This window comes from Runella sp. MFBS21, from assembly GCF_029433105.1.
In the GTDB taxonomy this organism is placed as follows: Bacteria; Bacteroidota; Bacteroidia; order Cytophagales; family Spirosomataceae; genus Runella.
This window is the reverse complement of record NZ_JARNTW010000010.1, coordinates 59,233-78,184: the sequence shown is the minus strand read 5'-3', so window position 1 is coordinate 78,184 and position 18,952 is coordinate 59,233. Positions and strand designations below refer to the sequence as shown.

12 protein-coding genes are annotated in these 18,952 nt (G+C 43.9%); 3 read left to right on the top strand and 9 right to left on the bottom strand.

Features of this window, described 5'->3' with window-relative positions; all coding sequences use genetic code 11:
- Window positions 1-82 precede the first annotated feature (82 nt).
- Complete coding sequence (locus P1X15_RS19025; RefSeq protein ID WP_277339721.1) at window positions 83-1,063, top strand: hypothetical protein; 981 nt, start codon at window positions 83-85, stop codon at window positions 1,061-1,063.
- Here the strand turns inward: P1X15_RS19025 and P1X15_RS19020 are convergent.
- Window positions 1,053-1,925, bottom strand: a complete 873-nt coding sequence (locus P1X15_RS19020) for a CPBP family intramembrane glutamic endopeptidase (RefSeq protein WP_277339720.1) — start codon at window positions 1,923-1,925, stop codon at window positions 1,053-1,055. The two genes, P1X15_RS19025 and P1X15_RS19020, sit on opposite strands and share 11 nt — an antisense overlap.
- A gap of 305 nt (window positions 1,926-2,230) precedes the next feature.
- Between P1X15_RS19020 and P1X15_RS19015 the strand changes: the two genes are divergently transcribed.
- Entirely contained in the window at window positions 2,231-2,662 is a 432-nt protein-coding gene (locus P1X15_RS19015) for an Hsp20/alpha crystallin family protein (protein WP_028667103.1), read from the top strand.
- A 68-nt stretch (window positions 2,663-2,730) separates the two neighbouring features.
- Here P1X15_RS19015 and proB read toward each other — a convergent pair whose 3' ends face one another.
- The 7 genes from proB to P1X15_RS18980 form a co-directional block, all read right to left on the bottom strand.
- Window positions 2,731-3,762 carry a glutamate 5-kinase gene (gene proB / locus P1X15_RS19010; protein WP_277339719.1) on the bottom strand — a complete coding sequence of 344 codons (1,032 nt, stop codon included), beginning with the start codon at window positions 3,760-3,762 and terminating at the stop codon, window positions 2,731-2,733.
- A 133-nt stretch (window positions 3,763-3,895) separates the two neighbouring features.
- Window positions 3,896-5,308, bottom strand: coding sequence for a SusD/RagB family nutrient-binding outer membrane lipoprotein (locus P1X15_RS19005; protein ID WP_277339718.1), 1,413 nt, complete (start codon window positions 5,306-5,308; stop codon window positions 3,896-3,898).
- A 48-nt stretch (window positions 5,309-5,356) separates the two neighbouring features.
- Entirely contained in the window at window positions 5,357-8,524 is a 3,168-nt protein-coding gene (locus tag P1X15_RS19000; RefSeq protein ID WP_277339717.1) for a SusC/RagA family TonB-linked outer membrane protein, read from the bottom strand.
- 84 nt (window positions 8,525-8,608) lie between these two features.
- Entirely contained in the window at window positions 8,609-9,211 is a 603-nt protein-coding gene (locus P1X15_RS18995) for a peptidylprolyl isomerase (RefSeq protein ID WP_277339716.1), read from the bottom strand.
- Between the two features lie 125 nt (window positions 9,212-9,336).
- Window positions 9,337-11,652, bottom strand: a complete 2,316-nt coding sequence (locus P1X15_RS18990) for an FAD-dependent oxidoreductase (protein WP_277339715.1) — start codon at window positions 11,650-11,652, stop codon at window positions 9,337-9,339.
- A gap of 57 nt (window positions 11,653-11,709) precedes the next feature.
- Window positions 11,710-13,719 (bottom strand): glycoside hydrolase family 2 protein, encoded by a 2,010-nt coding sequence (locus tag P1X15_RS18985; RefSeq protein ID WP_277339714.1) that lies wholly within the window; start codon window positions 13,717-13,719, stop codon window positions 11,710-11,712.
- 332 nt (window positions 13,720-14,051) lie between these two features.
- Window positions 14,052-15,764: a sodium:solute symporter family protein gene (locus P1X15_RS18980; protein ID WP_277339713.1), complete on the bottom strand. Its 1,713-nt coding sequence runs from the start codon at window positions 15,762-15,764 to the stop codon at window positions 14,052-14,054.
- 57 nt (window positions 15,765-15,821) lie between these two features.
- Between P1X15_RS18980 and P1X15_RS32620 the strand changes: the two genes are divergently transcribed.
- Window positions 15,822-16,241 (top strand): DUF6934 family protein, encoded by a 420-nt coding sequence (locus tag P1X15_RS32620; protein ID WP_409049697.1) that lies wholly within the window; start codon window positions 15,822-15,824, stop codon window positions 16,239-16,241.
- Window positions 16,242-16,426: 185 nt separating this feature from the next.
- On the opposite strand, the gene P1X15_RS18975 is transcribed toward P1X15_RS32620, so the two are convergent.
- Window positions 16,427-18,937 carry a glycerophosphoryl diester phosphodiesterase gene (locus P1X15_RS18975; protein ID WP_277339712.1) on the bottom strand — a complete coding sequence of 837 codons (2,511 nt, stop codon included), beginning with the start codon at window positions 18,935-18,937 and terminating at the stop codon, window positions 16,427-16,429.
- Window positions 18,938-18,952: the final 15 nt, after the last annotated feature.

Sequence of the window (18,952 nt, the reverse complement as noted above, 5' to 3'; positions counted from 1 at the left end):
TCGATTGACTTGTTGAGTGTTTGAATAATTTTTGTGCAATATCGTGCATTTTTACGCGTTAATTCCACCAAATACATTTTTTATGGCCACTTCACGTTTGTGCGTTCCTCTTTTATTAATTGTTTTTGTATCTCAAGTTCAGGCTCAGCATTTTGCTTTAAGCCGTCTTTTTTACCCCAATGTTACGCTACGTGCCGATTATATGCCCAGTGCCAGCATGGGCAACAATCAAAGTTATGGCCTCACCCGTACTTCATTCAATGGCATTATTCCACTCAGGAGCGAGGTCGATGTATCTTTTAGCTTGCGCAAAAAGTTTGATTTGCGGGCTCGACACTTTTTGATGCTCGCCAATGCTTCCCAGATTAACCCTACCATCAACAATACCATCTCCCCCGCCAACGGCTACAAAACCGCTTCTGTGGGTGTTTTGATGCTCCAAGCAAGCCTACGCGACCGCCTGTGGATTTATGGAGGAGGATTGGGAATTACCGAAACCAACGAAACATTTTTTACGCCCCAACCATTCTTTTGGGCGGGAGGCGCACGCATGAGAATTTTAGGACTACATACCCAAATTGCCTACGGTACCGCTATCGTTTTTAATCAGAAAGTAAGAATCATACCCATTTTTGGATTCAACAAACGTATCAATAAACAGTGGCGAGCATCGGGCCTATTGCCTTTCAGAGTAGATGTCAATCATCGCATCAATGAATGGTTTAACATCGATATGATAGGAGGATTTGACGGCTATAGTGCTGGATTTCAACACGTAACAAGTATAGAAAAATCACTCCGCCGCAGCAATTACCAACATGTCAAGTTTTCGGTAGCAGCCAATGCGCACTTGTTTACGGTCTTCAATGTATCTTTAGAAGCAGGATTGGGGACTTTTAGACAACTTCGCACCTTCAACTCTGCCCGCGAAAATCTCGGCACCGAACACCCCAATATCGCCCCTTTTGTGGGCGCAAGTGTGAGGTATATTTCTAGCAAATCAAAATTATCTTCGAAATTTACCCGTAAATTAGGATTAGGCGAAAACGGCATCAATTGGTAAACTTTAGTTTTATTCCTAAAAAGCGAGGTGCCAGCAAAAGGTAAAGCCCGACAGCGCCCACCCACTGTATCATCATGAGTGGAAAGTTGAACTCTGTAAGCATCCAAATCGTAGAGCTAGGCGCCGAACTGCTAGGGTATCCTACAATCAAAAATGCATACAGATTGTTGGTGGCATGAATTCCTAGCGGCAATTCGAGCGATTCGTCGTTGAGCGTTAGTAAGGCCAAAAATAGCCCTACTCCTATGTAGTATATCATAGCAATCCCTAAAGAACCTACGGCTTCTATTTCGTCGTTGAAACTATGCGCTAAGCCAAATAGTATTGACGTAACCGCCACACCTACCCACAAATTCCAAGAGCCAATGCCCTGCATCAAATACCCTCTAAAAAACAATTCTTCAAAAGAAGTTTGAAGAGGAATCAACAACAGCCCCACCACTACGCAAGGCAAAAACTCGGCCCATTTGAGACTCAAAGTATATTTTTCGGGAAAACTAAGATAAGTCACTATCTCCACCACGGCCGTACAAGCTATCCAAAGCCCGCCTGATTTGGCCACTCTTCCCCAATCCACCGCTGCCGTAGGACGAATCATTGTCAGAGGATTTCGCTTATGAATGTGCTGCACAGAAAGCCATAAGGCAATAATGGCCGTCACAAAACCCAAAAGCATCATTGCCAATACCGCATACACCGGCAAACTGTCGGATGAGGATTTCCATTCTATCAATGCCCATCCTCCTGGTATAGAACCTAAAACATTGGCGATGATGACGAGCAAAAAAACTGCCACATAAATCCCTAATTTATTATTGCCTTGCCAAGCGGCATTTATATAAGGGTTTGGATTTTTAAACATAAGGCAAGAGTCGGTTGGTTAAAGATTGAGTTGTGAATGACAAAAACAATAGTATAACAGACATTTTGTCATTTTAAAATTTTACAATATTTGCAAAACAAGACATTTTGTCATTTATATTTTTTCTTACAAAAATTTTCCAAAAACAATCAAAGCATTGATTATCAATAAAATAAATACAAATTTCTCGTATTTCCTTTACTTTTTATGGATTTCATGGTACAGAAGTTGAAGAAATAGATACGTCGCCGACAATGGCGAGAAAAAATTAAGAACTTAATCAAAACATTAAAATAACAACAACCATGGCAACTTTAGTAAAAACCAACGGAAACTTTCCTACTCTTTTCGGCAACGTATTTGGCAAAGACTTCAATGATCTTTTTGCTCCTGCAACTTTGAGCAACTATGGCGTTCCGGCTGTTAATATCGTAGAACACAACAACGGTTTTCGTCTTGAAGTAGCAGCTCCTGGCTTGAAAAAAGAAGATTTTAAAATCAACTTAGAAAACAACGTGTTGACTATTTCGGCCCAGCAAGAGCAGAAAAACGAAGAAACCACCGAAAAATACACCCGTAAGGAATTTAGCTTTGCGAGCTTCCGCAGGTCATTCACTTTGCCCAATACCGTAGATGCAGAACAAGTAAATGCTACTTATGCCGACGGAGTACTCAAAATTGAACTTCCTAAAAAAGATGAAGCCAAAAAAACACCTCGTGTCATCGAAATTGGCTAATTCTTAAACATTATTACCTTCTTATCTAAAAAGGCCGCTTCAACTTCTGAAGTGGCCTTTTTAACTTTTTACAAAAGCACGATATCGTTGGCATTGGCAACTTCAAAATTTTGCTTTTTTAAATTGAGAAGTATCACTACCGACGATTCTTTGGCCTTGCCCACAGCCACGGTATTGAGGTTTTCATCCACAATCTCTACGGCTTCTCCTGCTTCAAACTCCCCTTCTACTTCTGTGATTCCGACCGCCAATAAACTTTTTCGATTTTGCAGTGCTGCGGCTGCACCAGCGTCGATTTTGAGCTTTCCTGCCACCAAGCTACCACTACCAAGCCATCGGTTGCGCGACGAAAGCGTGCTTTCTTGAGCCGCAAAGACAGTGCCCGTTTTTTCTTCAAAAGCTCTTAAAATACCGTCCTTTTCTTTCATCCCAAAAATGATGGTTCGGATTCCCATGCGCATAGCGAGCTTGGCGAAGGTGAGCTTAGAGGTCATTCCACCTAGCCCCACGCTCGATTTGTCGGTGCGGGCATACTTAAACACATCCTTGACCTGCTCCACTTGAGGGATAATCTGCCCTTGGTCGTCCATCAATCCTCCCACCGATGTACAAAGCATGAGCGTATCAGCCCCAAATCCTACGGCAATGAGCGTAGCAAGTTCGTCATTGTCCGAAAATTTAAGTTCAAGACTGCTCACTACGTCGTTTTCGTTGACAATAGGAATAATGCCGTTTTCCCACAACTCTTGAAATGTTTCTTTCATTTGCAAAAATTGGTCGCGATTGGCAAAATGCCCACGTTCACAAAGGCTTTGTGCTACGGGGATTTCGTAAGGGGCAAAAAATTGGGCGTATTTGTTGAGCAAAAGTAAGTTCCCAATCGCCGCTGCTGCTTTTCGTTGGGCAATTTCGCCCGCATAATTGCGGATATACTGTTTTCCTGCCGCCACGGCTCCCGACGACACTATCACTACATGATAATCATTATAAAGCTGCGCCACTTGGCGCGCTATCTCGACCATTACCAAGGGGTTGAGTTCGCCGTTGGGTTTGGTAATAGCCGCACTTCCAAATTTAATAACTAAGATGGGTTTTGACATGTATCATAATCTTTGCGGCAAAGTTACAAAGGCAAGGGGCATCGACAAATTTCCCTTGCTCCGAACAAGAAAATACCTCGGTCATTCAGAAAGTGAATCTGAATGCCGAGGTATTTTTAGTTCTTACCCTCTTCTATTTATCAAACCACTGTGGTGCGTCCAGTGTCAAGCCTGAAGGAGTATTGGGATTGGAGTTTACTTCCTCGCTACGATATAGCAATCGGCGTATGAGTCCCGCTACAGGTGCGCCAGTAGGAGTATTCATATTAGGGATTTCCTGTCCTACGGTTCCCGAACGGCGATGCTGTACCCAACCTTCAACAGGGCGCATAAACAAATCCAAGTATTGTTGCTGCGCCAAAACCGTTTTGTAGTTGGCGGCAGTAAGTACCGGTAAACCCGCAGCATAGGTATCAGCTTGGGCAGTGGGCACGCCAAAAGATACTAATGATTCTTTCACCCCCGCCCGCATTTTGGTAGTAGCGGCATCGAACCCGCCGGGAGCAAAACCACGGGCGATGGCTTCCGCCTCAAACAAAAGTTGTTCTGAATACGAAAATGATACTTCCGGCAAATCAGCCTTCAGAAGATTCATATTTACCAACGCCGATTTGTTGGTATAAGTCTCTACGGAATTAAGTGCAATAAACTCATTGGCAGCTGCATCAGGTCCGGGCTGGAAAAAGTACGGAATACGCGGGTCTTTGAGTGAAACCAATAAATCATAGACGGGTTTTGAACAATACCAATCCGACTGTACGCCTCCACGGAAAATAGCAGTAAAAGAGAAACGGGGGTTTTGACGCCCTGGCTGATTGAAGTACTTATACAACATCGCATCGGCAGTAGACGAAATCATGTTTCCGCCTGCTATCAGCTGCCCAATCGCTGTTCCTTTTGAGGCATCAGCATCAACCATCGAGAATAGAATTCTTAATTTTAGGGAGTTTGCAAATTTTCTCCATTTTGTCATATCTCCACCATAGTAAAGATCATTGGGAGCTACGATCCCTTTACTATTGACATCAATCAGCCCAAGAGCTTCGTCGAGCATCGCAATGCAACCATTTAGTACATCTTGCTGTTTGTCAAATTTTGGAAAATCTACTTTTCCCGTTGCAGCTTCTGTAAAAGGAATATCTCCCCAAAGTAAAGAAGTCTGAGCATAGGCAAACGCCATCAAAATCTTGCACTGAGCTACGGCATTTTTATTAACTGGTTGGCTATTTTGAGCAATATCTACGGCCACATTGAGGTTTTTGAGTACATCCGTGTAAGTACGTCCCCAAGCACTACGAATACGGGTTTGGTCGTATTGAGCTTGCGACAATCCCCAACGCCCTCCCGAAGCCCACATTTGATTCATAAGTGCAACAGGCCAAGTAAGTTCGGCAACGCGCAAAAGCGAAAACTGCGTGGCTGCTCCCGAAAACAACAAAGCAGGATCAACCGAAGTAGAGCGATTGGGATCGACATTGATGTCACTATCTTTGAAACAAGCCGTTGTTGAGAGTGCCAACAGAGCGACTATAATCAGCTTTTTCATATGGATAATCGATTATGATAGTTCAAAAACAAAATTGAGAATGAAATGTTAGAATGTGAATCTTAAATTGCCTCCTATGGTACGGCTACTTGGAATACTGCCCCTTTCTAAGCCCTCTCCAATAAGCCCTGTTCCTAAGACGTTTGCTTCGGGGTCAATATGTGGTACTTTAGAACTGATAATCCACAAATTACGACCTTCTACTCCCAATGAAATATTCCCAAAAGGAGTCTTGCTAATCCAAGATTTGGGCAAATTGTAGGCAATTCTCACTTCGCGCAGCTTAGTATAAGAGCCGTCAAACACATTGTTTTCGGGGCTTACGGAATTGTCTAATTGACTCCAATACTGCTGTATACTCGCCACAGGAGTGGTATTAGGACTAAAACTTCCGTCGGCATTACGGATTACACCGGGGTCTACAAAAGGCGTGCGATTATTGACTGCCGTTTCGGCAGCCAATCCGCTTCCTCTTACAATACTCACCGTTTGAGAGTTAATCACTCCCCCTTTACGTACATCAATCAAGAAGTTGAAATCGACACCTTTATAAGAAAAGGAGTTGTTGATACCCAATGTCCAGTCTGGATAAATCGACCCCAACACTTTACGTGGCCCTGGCGTACGCAAACCCGTGGTGGGATTGATGATGATATTTCCTTGGGGATCTCTCAGCCATCCTACTCCTTGAATACTAAAAGTCTCACCCGGACGAGCTACGATAAATATCCCAAACCCATCCCCAGAAGTAGTAATAAATTCTGAAAGACCCGGTGCTAAAGACTCTACACGATTGATATTGCGGTTGAAATTGAAAGCCGCATCCCAGCGCAATCCCGAACGGGTTTTTAGCGGCGTCACGGTTAGCATGGCTTCTAAGCCTCGGTTTGAGATTTCGCCCACATTGAGCCGCCGCGCCGAGTAACCCGTAGTTTGGGGAACCGCAATCGAAATAATCTGGTCGTAGTTAAGGGTTTTGTAATAAGTCATATCCAGTCCAATACGTCCTCCCAAAAACTTCAATTCTGCCCCAAATTCATAAGAGGTTTGTTGCTGAGGTTTGAGATTGGTAGGAGGCAAGATGTTGGTCGCCCCAAAAGCCGAAGCCCCTCCAATAGGATACAAGATGTTGAAAGTATAAATGTCACTTGCTTGCGTTAGGGGATTATAAGTAAATGACAACTGATACGGGTCTTCGTCTGAGCCTACATTGGCATAATTGGCGCGGAGCTTGGCATAGCTCAATATGTCGTTTTTGACAATGCCCAAATTTGAAAAAGCCTCGGTCAATACAAACGAAACACTAGCCGATGGATAGAAATAGGAATTGTTGTTGACAGGTAGCGTAGAAGACCAATCGTTTCGACCAGTTAGGTTTAAGAACAAATAATTTTTATAGTCAAAGCTAAAGTCACCATATACTCCAAAAATCTCGCGTCGGCTAAAGAAATTGGAAGGCACATTAGACTGCGCATTGGCAAACGTATAAAGTTGGTCAATGTTAAGTCCTTCCGACAATAATCGCGACCGACGAATAGTACGCTGATTGAACTGATGCCCTACGATTCCTTTGAAAGACCAGCTGTCGGTTATTTTACGAGATACGGTCCCCAAAATATCAGTCTGTAGCTCGCGTTCAAAGATCTCATTGGTTTCAAATTGACCGTTCAAACGCCCACGTGTACCTTTACGCGTAACAGAGCGACGATTTTCGGTAAAGAAATCAGTACCCACGCGCCCCGTCACATTAAACCAAGGAGCTACGTCGTAGCTGAGGCTCGTTCCGCCATAGACTCTATCCACAGAGTTAGAAAAACGGTTGAAGGTAGTTACAAAATAAGGATTATTTTGTACGCCATTGAGATCAATAGACCGTGCCAAGTCGCCCGTCCATCCTGCCGGAACAGCCTGAGTAGAAGGAGCAAAAAGATTGTTTTTTAGCTCATTAATATCTACCGTTACGGGTAGCCCTGCCAAAATCGTAGCGATGATGTTGGTGGTATTTGAACCTTGTTGGGGCCGCCCGTCGCTGGTGGTACGCACGTAGTTTACCCAAGCCCTTGAAGTAAGCTTATCAGTGATTTTTTTACCAGCATTGATAGCAAAGGTATTTCTATTGAGTTCAGAGCCTGGGACTGTACCCGTTTGGCGAAGATTCGTATAACCAATCCGATAATCACCTTGCTCAGTAGCGCCATCGAGCGATACGCTGTTAATCATGGTATGGCCTGTAACAAAGAAGTTTTTCCAATTTTGTGGATAAGCTTGTAGACTTTGAACGGTTTCACCTTTATAGTCTTTGACAGGACCCGTAATACTCGAAATCTTAGGTCCCCAGCCATTTCCTAGTTGGGGATTGTACACGCCTAAGTTACCTTGGGCGTACTCATTTTGTAACTCAGGTACGCGCAAAACATTATCGGTACGATACGAAGAGTTGACGGTGACATTCATTTTTTTTGCACCTTCCTTGCCTCTTTTTGTAGTAATCACAATCACCCCATTCCGCGCTCTTGAGCCATACAAGGCCGATGCTGCCGCCCCTTTCAGTACCGTCATGGTTTCGATATCGTCGGGGTTAAGGTCTCCAGCACGGTTTCCTACATCGACGCCACCCGTTACGATATCAGTCTCTGAATTGTTGAAAGAAGAGTTTGAAATCGGCATCCCATCTACCACAAACAAAGGCTCACTAGAGCTTGAGATAGAGTTGGCACCGCGAATCATGACCCGACTCGAACCACCCACGGTTCCTGATTGTTGCGAAATCCGTACCCCTGCAATACGCCCTGCCATAGAGTTGAGTAAGTTTGGATCACGTGCTTTGACGAGTTCCGAACCTCCAATCGTAGACACCGCATAACCCAGTTCTTTCTTTTCCCTCACAATGGCGTTGGCTGTCACTACTACTTCATTGAGGTTTACCAAATCAGCTTCAAGTTGAATGTTTACAGTGGTTTTGTTTCCAATTTCTACTTCGGAAGTTTTGTAGCCAATAAACGAAAATACCAACGTTCCAGCTTTGTCAGGTACGCTAATTTGATAGGTTCCATCCACTTTGGTGGCCGTCCCTACATTGCTTCCTTTGAGCAACACATTTACCCCCGGCACGGCCTCATTTTCGGGAGAGGTAACCTTACCCGAAATCGTCCTTGTTTGTCCCCAGCCTAGCAAGGACATACCAAGTGCCACTAAGAAAAGTAACAGTCTTTTCATAAAAAATTTGATGTTTGTTTGTTAGTGAAAGAAAATAGTACCCTAATAATGGGGGATAAGTCGGGGTACTAGGATAAATAAAGACTATTTTACGCGCCGTGCCGATTTAATAATGACAGGCTCTTTGAGGAGTTGCATGGGGTTTGAATAGGCATTGGTGGGGCCGTTTTGTCCAGTGACGCCTTGCTGAATCTTTTTGACTACCTCCATCCCTTTGACGACTTTGCCAAAAGCAGCAAAACCTTGCCCGTCTGGATTTCGTTTTCCTCCAAAATCAAGATCAGGCTGGGGATTGATGCAAATAAAAAACTCGGAAGCTCCACTTTCCGGCGTACCGCGTGCCATCGAAATCGCTCCATCTACGTGTAAGATGCCCGTTTTGTTAGTAGTTTCTTGGGGAATTGGGGGGAGCATTTTGGTAGAATCATTTTGAAGTCCCCCTTGAATCACTTCTATTTTTACCGGGCTAGTGGCCTGATTATCCATCCTTACTACCCGATAAAACTTGGCGCCGTCGTAGCGTTTTTCATCTACATAGCGTAAGAAATTGGCTACCGTCAGAGGTGCTTTATCAGCATATAACTCCACGATGATATTGCCTTTTGTAGTACTAATTTTAACTTTTTGAGCAAATGAAACGAATGTAGTTGCTACCAAAAAGCATACTGCGAGTAAAGAGTTTTTCATATGGAGTTTTTATAGCGGCTGAATGCTTGACCAATGTAACATTTAATTAACATTAAGTCAAGCACTTACCGCTAAAACTCCAAAAATTTAAAAAGGTATTTGAAATAATACAAATATTTTATAAACTACCCCTCATAGCACCTTACTTCAAGCAAAGAGGCCGCTACTTTGGGAGAAGGATGGGCCACTACAATCGTAAGTGATTGGGTCTCGACAGGGTTTTCAAACACCACTATGCGCTGACTTTGATGATTATCTGCGATTTGGGCGATGATCTCGTTGTGTTCATTGAGAATTTTTATGTCTTTCACACAAAATGGCATCTCGTTTTCGGGATGTGACATCAGCACCGTTTCCATTGGATGGTCAAAGTCAGTATCAAAATGTAAAACGACTTTTTTGATAACCTGCTTCTGTGACCATTGTAGCGTGAGTTGGGGCTGCGCATCCTCATAATCAGCCACCCAAGCATTGGGACGATGAGTAGGGCGTTGAAGCCCATTACTCACTTCTTTAGCTTCAAAACACTTTAATGCTGGCTCGAATTTCAACGCAAGGTTTTTGCCAGCAGGACGGCGCTGCGGACACCAAAACTCAAAGGTATCAACGCCAATATCTTCGGTAGGAGCCTGTTTTCCATAATTGGAGACAGCCTTGTTTACAAGGTTAAAAACCGATAAAATCCCCGTAATTCGCTGCTCAGAATATTGGAGCCTTACTTTTTCATTTTTCTGAATGGTCAAGAAAGCATAGCTTGGGATAGCACCTACCACAAGTGCATGTTTTGACAAATCAAAAACCAAATGGATACAATTACGCCCTTTTTGTAAAGAAATCGTTTGTGTTTCAAGTACCACATCGGGCGTATGATTGTCCGTTTTGCTCGATACCCGAAGCTCTATCTGAAGGTCGGTAGACTCATCGGCATAGGGATGCACAATCACTTTAAAAGGATTTTGGAGAGCCTCCGCAGCGAGAGGAAACATCTGAGCTACCGAAAATTCCATCGGTTGTGGTTCCCCCGACGGCATCAGTTCGTCTAATACCAATTCACTGCTTGCACTAATCTCCGCTTTCTGAACTAAATCCTCTTCATCTTGCAAACGTAGATTCGGGATATGCTGCCCGGTTTTGAGAAGTTCTTTTTGTAAAAAAACGATTTGTTCTTCTTCGGACAACTGCCTTGGGAGAAGACCTCTTTCGATGCACACTTTGGCGGCCATTCCTACCGCTTGGCCTCCGTGCGCACTCGTAGCCATCACTCTCGAAGAACCAAATGCCACGTGGCTAGCCGAAATGATACGCCCTGCTATGAAAAGATTGTTGACATTTTTGGAATAAAAACACCGATACGGAATGCCATAAATCCCTTTGCTGTGCCATTGATTGCAGCTCGATTGCCCGATTTCCGAAAAAACGCCATCGGCAGGATGCAAATCGATCGACCATCCACCAAAAGCTACGTCATCATAATGCGCGCGTTGCTCTACTATATCTTGCTGAATCAGCATGTAATCCCCTTCAAACCGCCGACTTTCGCGCTTGCCCGGAATATGGCCTACCCACTCCAAAGTAAGATTTTGGGCATCAGGAAATTCACCCGAATTTTTGATATAATTCCACACTCCATAGACTACTTTCCACAATTCCCATTTGATGGCTTCTGTATCGTGAACAGTGTCTAATCGCCCCCCATATTCAATCCACCAAAGTCTACAGCCAAACTCATTGGTATTGAATGATCTAAACTTAGGTACTTTTTGGGTAACATCATGGGCAAAAGAAGGTGCCACGAATTTAATGGGCTTGCCTGCATCTTTGGAATAAAAATAAAGACTATGCCCCAACAACTCTCCATACTCTTTGGAAGGCGCAAATTTCTCTCCAAATTCATCTTTCGATTCAGCTCCCATTCTAAAAGCCGCCCCTGCCAAAAAACCTAGGATACCATCCCCAGAAGCATCACAAAACAAAGGAGCGACTAGTTCATAGTGGGTAGAGTTTTGCGAACAAAAAGCATATACTTTTGCGATGGTATCGGGTGCCGATTTTTCTAAATCATACACCGAGGTATTGAGCAAAAGGGTAATATTTGGCTCACTCACCACTTTTTCTAATAAAATTGTATCAAAAATCAGCGGATTGCTATCGGGATTGCGGTACATATTTTCGACCAACAATTCGTCAATCACTCCCCCTTCACGCGCCCAACGGTTGTTGTTGCCCATATGAGAGGTCGCGCCTAGCACCCACAGCCGCACCTCGCTTGAAGAGTTGCCTCCCAATACAGGACGATCGGTGACCAATACCACTTTGATGCCTGCTCTTGCTGCCGTAATTGCTCCGCAAAGGCCCGCCAGTCCGCCACCTACGACCACCAAATCAGAAGTATAAACCACATTTTTGGGGGCTCTTTTTTCTGTTGCTTCTCCTTTAATCATTGTATTTTTTCAAAAAGATTCTTTCTAATCGTCCTGCTTTATGGCAAATATTTATCACTATTTCAATTCAAACTGCTGGGTAAAGACCGAAAAACCAGTCGGCTTTAGAATTTCCAATTCCACATTTTTTTCAAATCCTCTCATGGGTAAGTTGATTTCTACGCTTTGGCCTGGCTCTAAATCAGGAATCGCCCAAGTGTTGTCGCCGCTTTTTAGACGATATTTCTTGATAGCATAAGCCGGAAAATCATTTCTCACTTTTACTCTTACTCTTAATTGATGAATCCCCTGAGGCCCTACTTCAAACCCTGCTTTCTCTAAAGTTACTGGCGACATTTCGCGGCGATGTGCATCATAGAGTGGGCGTTTGTTGCGTTCGGGTCCTACCAATCCCCACGGACGGTAGCCGTTGGGATTGGTACCTACGTGTCGGCTCTGATAATCGTTGTACGACCACCAAGATGCTCCTACGATATAAGGGCGTTTCCTGATTTCGGCCACCACATTATTGAGGTGCGTTACTTGTCCTGCCTCGCCTGTGGGCGTATCGGCACGTAGTCCCCACTCGCTTACTAAAATCGGCTTGTCGGGATATAAAGCATGGATATGGTCAAACGCTTTGGCGTGATTGCCGTAGGTATTGGTCGAAACAAAATCACAATATTGGGTCGCTTCATCTTCGGGCTTGGCAGGCAGAATATTGAGACGCATCGTCGCAAATGTATACAGGCGGGTAGCATCAAGGCTACGACCGTATACCATCATATCTTTGGTCCAGCGCTGTCCTGAAGGTGTTTCTGACAAGTACTCATTACCAACGCTGTACGCAATCACACTGGGATGATTCCAATCGCGCTCGACCATTTCTTTGAACTGATGTTGAAACTTAGTCCTGATAGTGTCATTGTCCATTTGACGAGGCGTAAGCTGCCAATTTCCAGCTTCCGTGATGATGAGCATTCCGTAGCGGTCGGCTAAGTCGTAAAATGCTTCGCTAGGTGTGTAATGAGTAAGCCGATGAAACTCCATCCCCACTTCTTTCATCAATCTAAAGTCTTTTTCAATCAACCAGTCGGGTTCCAATGACCCTAAACTAGGATAATCTACCACCCGATTTCCGCCCGCCAAGCGAAGGGGCTGACCGTTAAGAAGCAATTGTGCATTTTTAACTTCTACTTTGCGTATTCCAAAACTCGTCGAAAGTGTATCGCCATTGACTGTTGCTTGAAGTTTATATAGATTAGGTTCATCCAAATTCCATAGTTTTGTTTCAGTAGATTTCAATGAAGTCTCGGCTTCTAAAATCGCCGTTTGACCTGCTGCTACAGCGGCGGCGGTATTTTTCCAAGTCAATTTTAAAGGCTGATTTTCCCACCAAATCACCGTCGTCAATTTAGGAGATGTAACTTGCTTGGAGGTATTGCGCACCCGCGCTTTAACCTTTACGGTGGCGGTACCTTTCGCCAAATCTGGTGTGGATTCTACTTTTATATTTTCCAGATAAATCTCTGGCTCCACCGTCAAATACACGGGACGAATCAAGCCTCCGTAGTTTATCCATCCAGGAAAAGGGTCGTTGGCATGGCCATAATCTTTAGACCCTGGGATTGTTCCCGACTGCCATGTATCATTATTAACCGATATCGCTAACACATTCTCTCCCGATTTTAAATAATCCGTAATGTCAACATGAAAAGGCGTATAGCCACCTTCATGAGTTCCCACTTTTTGGTTGTTAAGCCATATAGAAGTCAAGTAATAAGATGCATCAAAGTGCAAAATCACGCGTTTACCTGATGCAACTTGCCACGGAAAAGTACGTCGATACCATACTGTCCCTGTATAAAATTGATAGCGAGGGTCCACTGAAAAACAATGCGGCACCGTGACCTTATCCCAACTACTTACATTATAATCTTCCTTAAACCATCCGCGCACTGCTCCCATTTCGCGCGTATCCATCGCAAAGGCCCACTGACCGTGCAAAGGAATAGCGTCGGGCTGACGAATTGAGAATTGAGCCAAAGCAGAGAAGGACAATAAAAAAAATAAACTTATTAGCTTCATGTGTGATATGTGTTGGTTGTCAGGGCTAAAGCCCATTCATTTTCGTTCATTTGTATCACCCCAGGCTAAAGCCGTGGGGTTAAAAGAGTACCTTGCAACGTGAGTTTCAAGGCTAAAGCCCATTCATTTTCGTTCATTTGTATTACCCCCAGGTTAAAGCCGTGGGGTTAAAAGAGTACCTTGCAACGTGAGTTTCAAGGCTAAAGCCCATTCATTTTCGTTCATTTGTATTACCTCAGGCTAAAGCCGTGGAGGGCCGAGGAATATCTCCCGATCTTCCTAACCACGTCCTTTAGGGCGTGGCAGAGGCGAAGTAACCCAATATTAGGGCTTTAGCCCTGACCCGTCAGTACCTCTTCTTTACTCAACTGGATTTTTTTTGCTGCTCGCCACGGAATAAGTGCTCCTAAAAGAATCACCACCGCAATCCCTGCCGTAACCAAACCGCCTGAAGTAGCAAAGGCGCTTAAACCCAGCAATACTACCGCTACAAATACCAATGCTCCCGCAATAACCCTCATTCCGAAGTGATTTTGGCGTTTTATTTCCAAAGCTTCCTCTTCCGTTTCGGCGAGTTTTTCGGCTTTGCGGGTTGCTTTAGAGATGAGATACGCTTCATACTCTTCGGCAATCAGTCCTTTTGAACGAGCATACAATTCATAAGCCAGCAACAACACCAACGGCAGACCAATACCCACGATAGTTTCGACGGCACGGCTTAGTTTAAAATCTAATAACCAAGGTGACAGCACTTTAAAGAAGAGATTGACCGTCAACCCGACAATCGTAATCCAGAAAGTAGTCTTTCCGTTGATACGTTTTGAAAACAGCGCCCAAAGTGGTGGCGCTAATAATGGCCCACCCGAAATAGCCGAAATACTCAATACCACTTCTACAATTCCCCCTGCCGCAGGAACCAACAGCGCAATCACAATCATGCCTAGTCCAAATCCCCACGAAGAAAGCCGTGCTACTTTAATCAGTTGTTGGTCAGAAGCTTTGGGATTGATAAAACCTTTATAAATATCATTAGTAAAAACGGCAGAGACGACATTTAGAGTGGTATTGGCACTGGCAGAGGTGGAAAAATACATCCCCGTAAGCATCAAGCCCAGCAAACCTGGCGGCAATACAGCTTTACAAATAAGCAAGTAGGCATTTTCAGTATCTAGACCTGTAAGGGCAGGATTGAGTGCGCGATAAATCATGGGTGGCAACATCCAAATCATCGGGCTTACCAAATACAAAGCCGCAAAAAGAAAGGCTACTTTCCGCGCCGACTTTGGGCTATCTACACTTGTATAGCGCTGAACGAATGTCCAGTTGCCGCCGATATAAGCAATGTGATAAAATACAAAAGCCATCACAAAACCGAAGGTATATTCGCCGTGAAGGAAGTTGAAAAAATCGTCGGGGACTTGTTGCGTAAAACTATCAAAACCACCGACCTTATTGAGCGACAAGGGGAGTAAAATAAACACCGCAGCCGTCAGAATCACAAACTGTAAAATATCAGTGACCATCACCGCCCAAAGTCCGCCTACGGCTGTATAAGCAATCATAAAAATGCCCAATACAATGGTAGACTCGACCAGCGGAAAGCCTAGCGAAACACTCACCAATTTAGCCACAGGATACAACACAGAACCTTTAATAAAAACAGATACCAAAGTAAAAATCCCAATGTAGGTCTTCTGAACGCGTTCGCCGAGGCGCTCGCGGATGAATTCCGCTGCGGTGAGGTTTCCAGTAGCTCGCCACCGAGGAGATAAAAACAATCCTGTCACAATAGCTCCCACACACATCGTCCATTGAATAGTCACGGCCACCCAGCCATGTTTATAGGCAATCGACCCCCAAGCCACAAACGTACCCGCCGAGAAAAAAGACATAAAAAGCGACAGTCCTCCAATAAACCAAGGGACGGCTTCTCCGCCCGCAAAGAACGATTTTAAGTTGCGCCCCGTACGAGCAAACAGCATCCCAATTCCGAGCACAAAGGCCGAAAATATGAAGATGACGGCGGTATCTATGAGTGAGTTCAAGCGTCTAAAATGAGTTAAATTTTAAAAATTCAGAATTGTGAATTACCCTAATTACTTATTTTATTCAAACCTAACTTCCACGGATTTTTTTTTGAAAGCATTGGTTCAAAAGGGGTCATTAATAAAGTTGTCGCTTTTCGACAGACTTCTGTTCCAAGCATTTATAATCTTGGCTTAGCAGATTATGACCCTAACACTGGCGAAATTGATGATACTATCATTACTGATAATGGCGATATGGAGAAAATTTTAGCCACCATTTTTCAAATTGTTATCTATTATCTTTCCACCAATCCTGAGCATATCATTTATTTTTCAGGAAACACCCTATCGCGAACTCGGCTTTACAGAATTGCTATAAACCATAGTTTGAGTGAGATTACCTCTTTTTTTGACGTATTGGGGCTTATCAACTCTCAACTTGAGCCCTTTACAGCAAATAAAGCTTACGAAGCTTTTTTGATTAGAAAAAAATAATTTGTTAACTTTCACCATAAAATTCACAGAATTATGAGAGTTGAATCTAAATCGAAGGTTGAAAAAAGGGCATCTTTACCGTTAAAAACGAAAGACAATAAACCTCCCTTTTCTGAAAAACTAGAAAAGGCGAACGAAATACTTAAAAAGATACCTCTTCCTTTAAAGAAGGAGTAAAGCCCTAATCACTTCGCTACCGTCATCACTTCCAATCCCACCCCTGCCAATTGTTTTTTGTAGGACTTACCGTTGATAGTGACCTGAAAATCAGTTGCCTGAGAACGGTTATTCAACAAAATCACAAATAGCTTATCTTTCTGTTCCGATTCTGCTAAGAGGTAATCAATGGTCGGATTATCGATTTTAACGAGGTTTTCATCAACGATGAGTTTGGCTTTGGTACCGTTGATAAGACCCGCTTCAAATCCATAACTTTGGTGAGGGCCTACTTTAGGCGTCACAAACCCACGAGGGAACTTCACTTGACCATTAGAACGAACCTCCGCTTCAGCCATCAGATAGTCCGTAATCCAGCCAATCTGCCACCAAGCGTGGTGTGGATAAGGCCCTGCGCCACGATTCATAGCTTGCCAATAGTAAGACGCTACGCTTGTTTTGGCATCCACAAAAGCATCACGCCCCCAGACTCCTGCCCGTGCCAAGTCGGCGAAAATGGGTTCTTTTGTCAGTTGAAACATCCGTAAAAACAGCCCCGTATGACTTGCCAACTGAATAGGTCCTTGGGAATTGGAAGACCCAAAAATGCCACCGTGTTCAAAACTAAGACCTGCTTGGGTTATCTCCCAATCCTCTCGAGGGCTGCCGTTGACGGTTTTGGGGTTACGATTTGGGATGGGGTGAGTGTATATAGAGGTGGTGTATATTTTTGCAGCAGTAATAGCCGCATTTTTGTATTTCTCTTTTTGAGTAAGGTCGTACAAATCTAGCAACGCCTGTGCCGACTGCGCCGTGGCAAAATCGGGGGCATAGCGAGCATCGCCACATACCCCTAAAAAGCCACCTGTTTCGACAGCGTTTTTCACAAACCAATCTGCTCCTTTCTGCGCCGCTGCCAAGTATTTAGGGTCTTTGAGAATCCGATACGCTACCAACAACCCATAAAAAGTAGGCCGTACATCTTTGATGTCGCGGAAGATTTCTTGCTCATTTTTGCGGTCGTAAGCCACGGCCCAGCTACCATCGGGCTTTTGATTTTTGAGCAACCATTCGGCACCATTACTCAACAAATTTCGCAAGGAGGTATTGTTAGGTTCAAAAAGTAGAATATTGCCTAAATCCAACATCGTATAGTAAGTCACGGCGATGGGTTCCACTACCTCGCCCCACTCTTCCGTAAATCGTTTTGATTTAGCTAAATAATACTGCCCTGCTAAGGCTCCTTTAAAAAAACCTTCGTCCGTAATCTGTTGTACGATCTTGAAATTCAGGGCATAAGGCAATACATTTTTGGTGAGTAAGCTATCTTTAGTGGCATTGGCAAGCATCCACATCGCGCCATAGTCAGAGTTTTTCATGGCATCTCGCTGCGAACCTACCACTCCACCTAAATACGATTGTGCCCCAATTTTCAAGCCCTTATATTCTTCAATATTCCAAAGCGACGTTTTGGGTTCGGTCAGATAATGGTGCATTTTCTGAATACGGTCGGTGAGCGACTGCTTACTTTGGCGAAGCGCAAGGCTTTGTTTGAGTTCAAAAATATCATAAACGGCATGGTTAATTGCCTTAAACCAATCGCCATCTATTAAACTATAACGAAAAGAATAGCTCACGGTTTCCCCTGCTTTCAGCTCAGACTTCGGCTCCCCCAACACCGGAAAATACAGTGTAGGAGCAAGTTGAGATTTACGATTTTTGTGTGATAACCCCACGTTCCAAGCATGCATGGTATTTTTGTCTTTTTCCCAAGGGTCGCGACAAAGCGCAGGATCGGGTATGACCGAAATCGTAATTCCGCTTTTGGTCGTTACCAAAGGGCTTAGCGTACTAGCCGAACGCTCACGATAGACGACGGGCAAAGCAGGTGCCCCATGACCATAGGCATAAGCCAAGGCAAAATTGGGCTGAATATAATTTCCTTGAAAATAACCTGGCACCGATACCCAAGCCATATCGGCCTCACTAACATGAGCAAGCGTAGGCGTAGCCAATGAAAAATAGCCCATGGATTTAGGCGTCAGTGTTTGTTTGACCCATATATCGGTTGGAAATTGGGGATCAAAACTCCACTCAGTAGTGATTTTTGCTACTTCATTTTCTGTTTCAAAACTGAGTTGGTTAGTTTTGATTTGTTTGCCATTTTTTGCAAAAAAATGAAGTGCTTTACCAGCTGTATTCAACGATACGGGATTGGTACTTTCGGCCCATTGCTTCGTTTGGTAATGATAAGCCTCTCCTGGAAATGTTTCACCAGTAATAGATTTAAAAACTGAATCGGGAGTCATTTTGGGTTTTTCGGCACTAAAAACTAAGGTATTTTCTCCCGAAGGTGTTTTTAATGCTACCCAAGAATTTCCTTTTTTAACGGATAATGTTTTGATTTTCCAACCTACTGCGCTGTTTTCCCAAAGCATTTTCACAGCTTCATTTTCTAAAACCAGACTCTTCTGTGCCCATAGCTCCCCAGCTATTATTAAGAAAGCCACTGCCAATAAGGTGCGTATTGTTTTGGTCATCGTTTTATTTTTTGT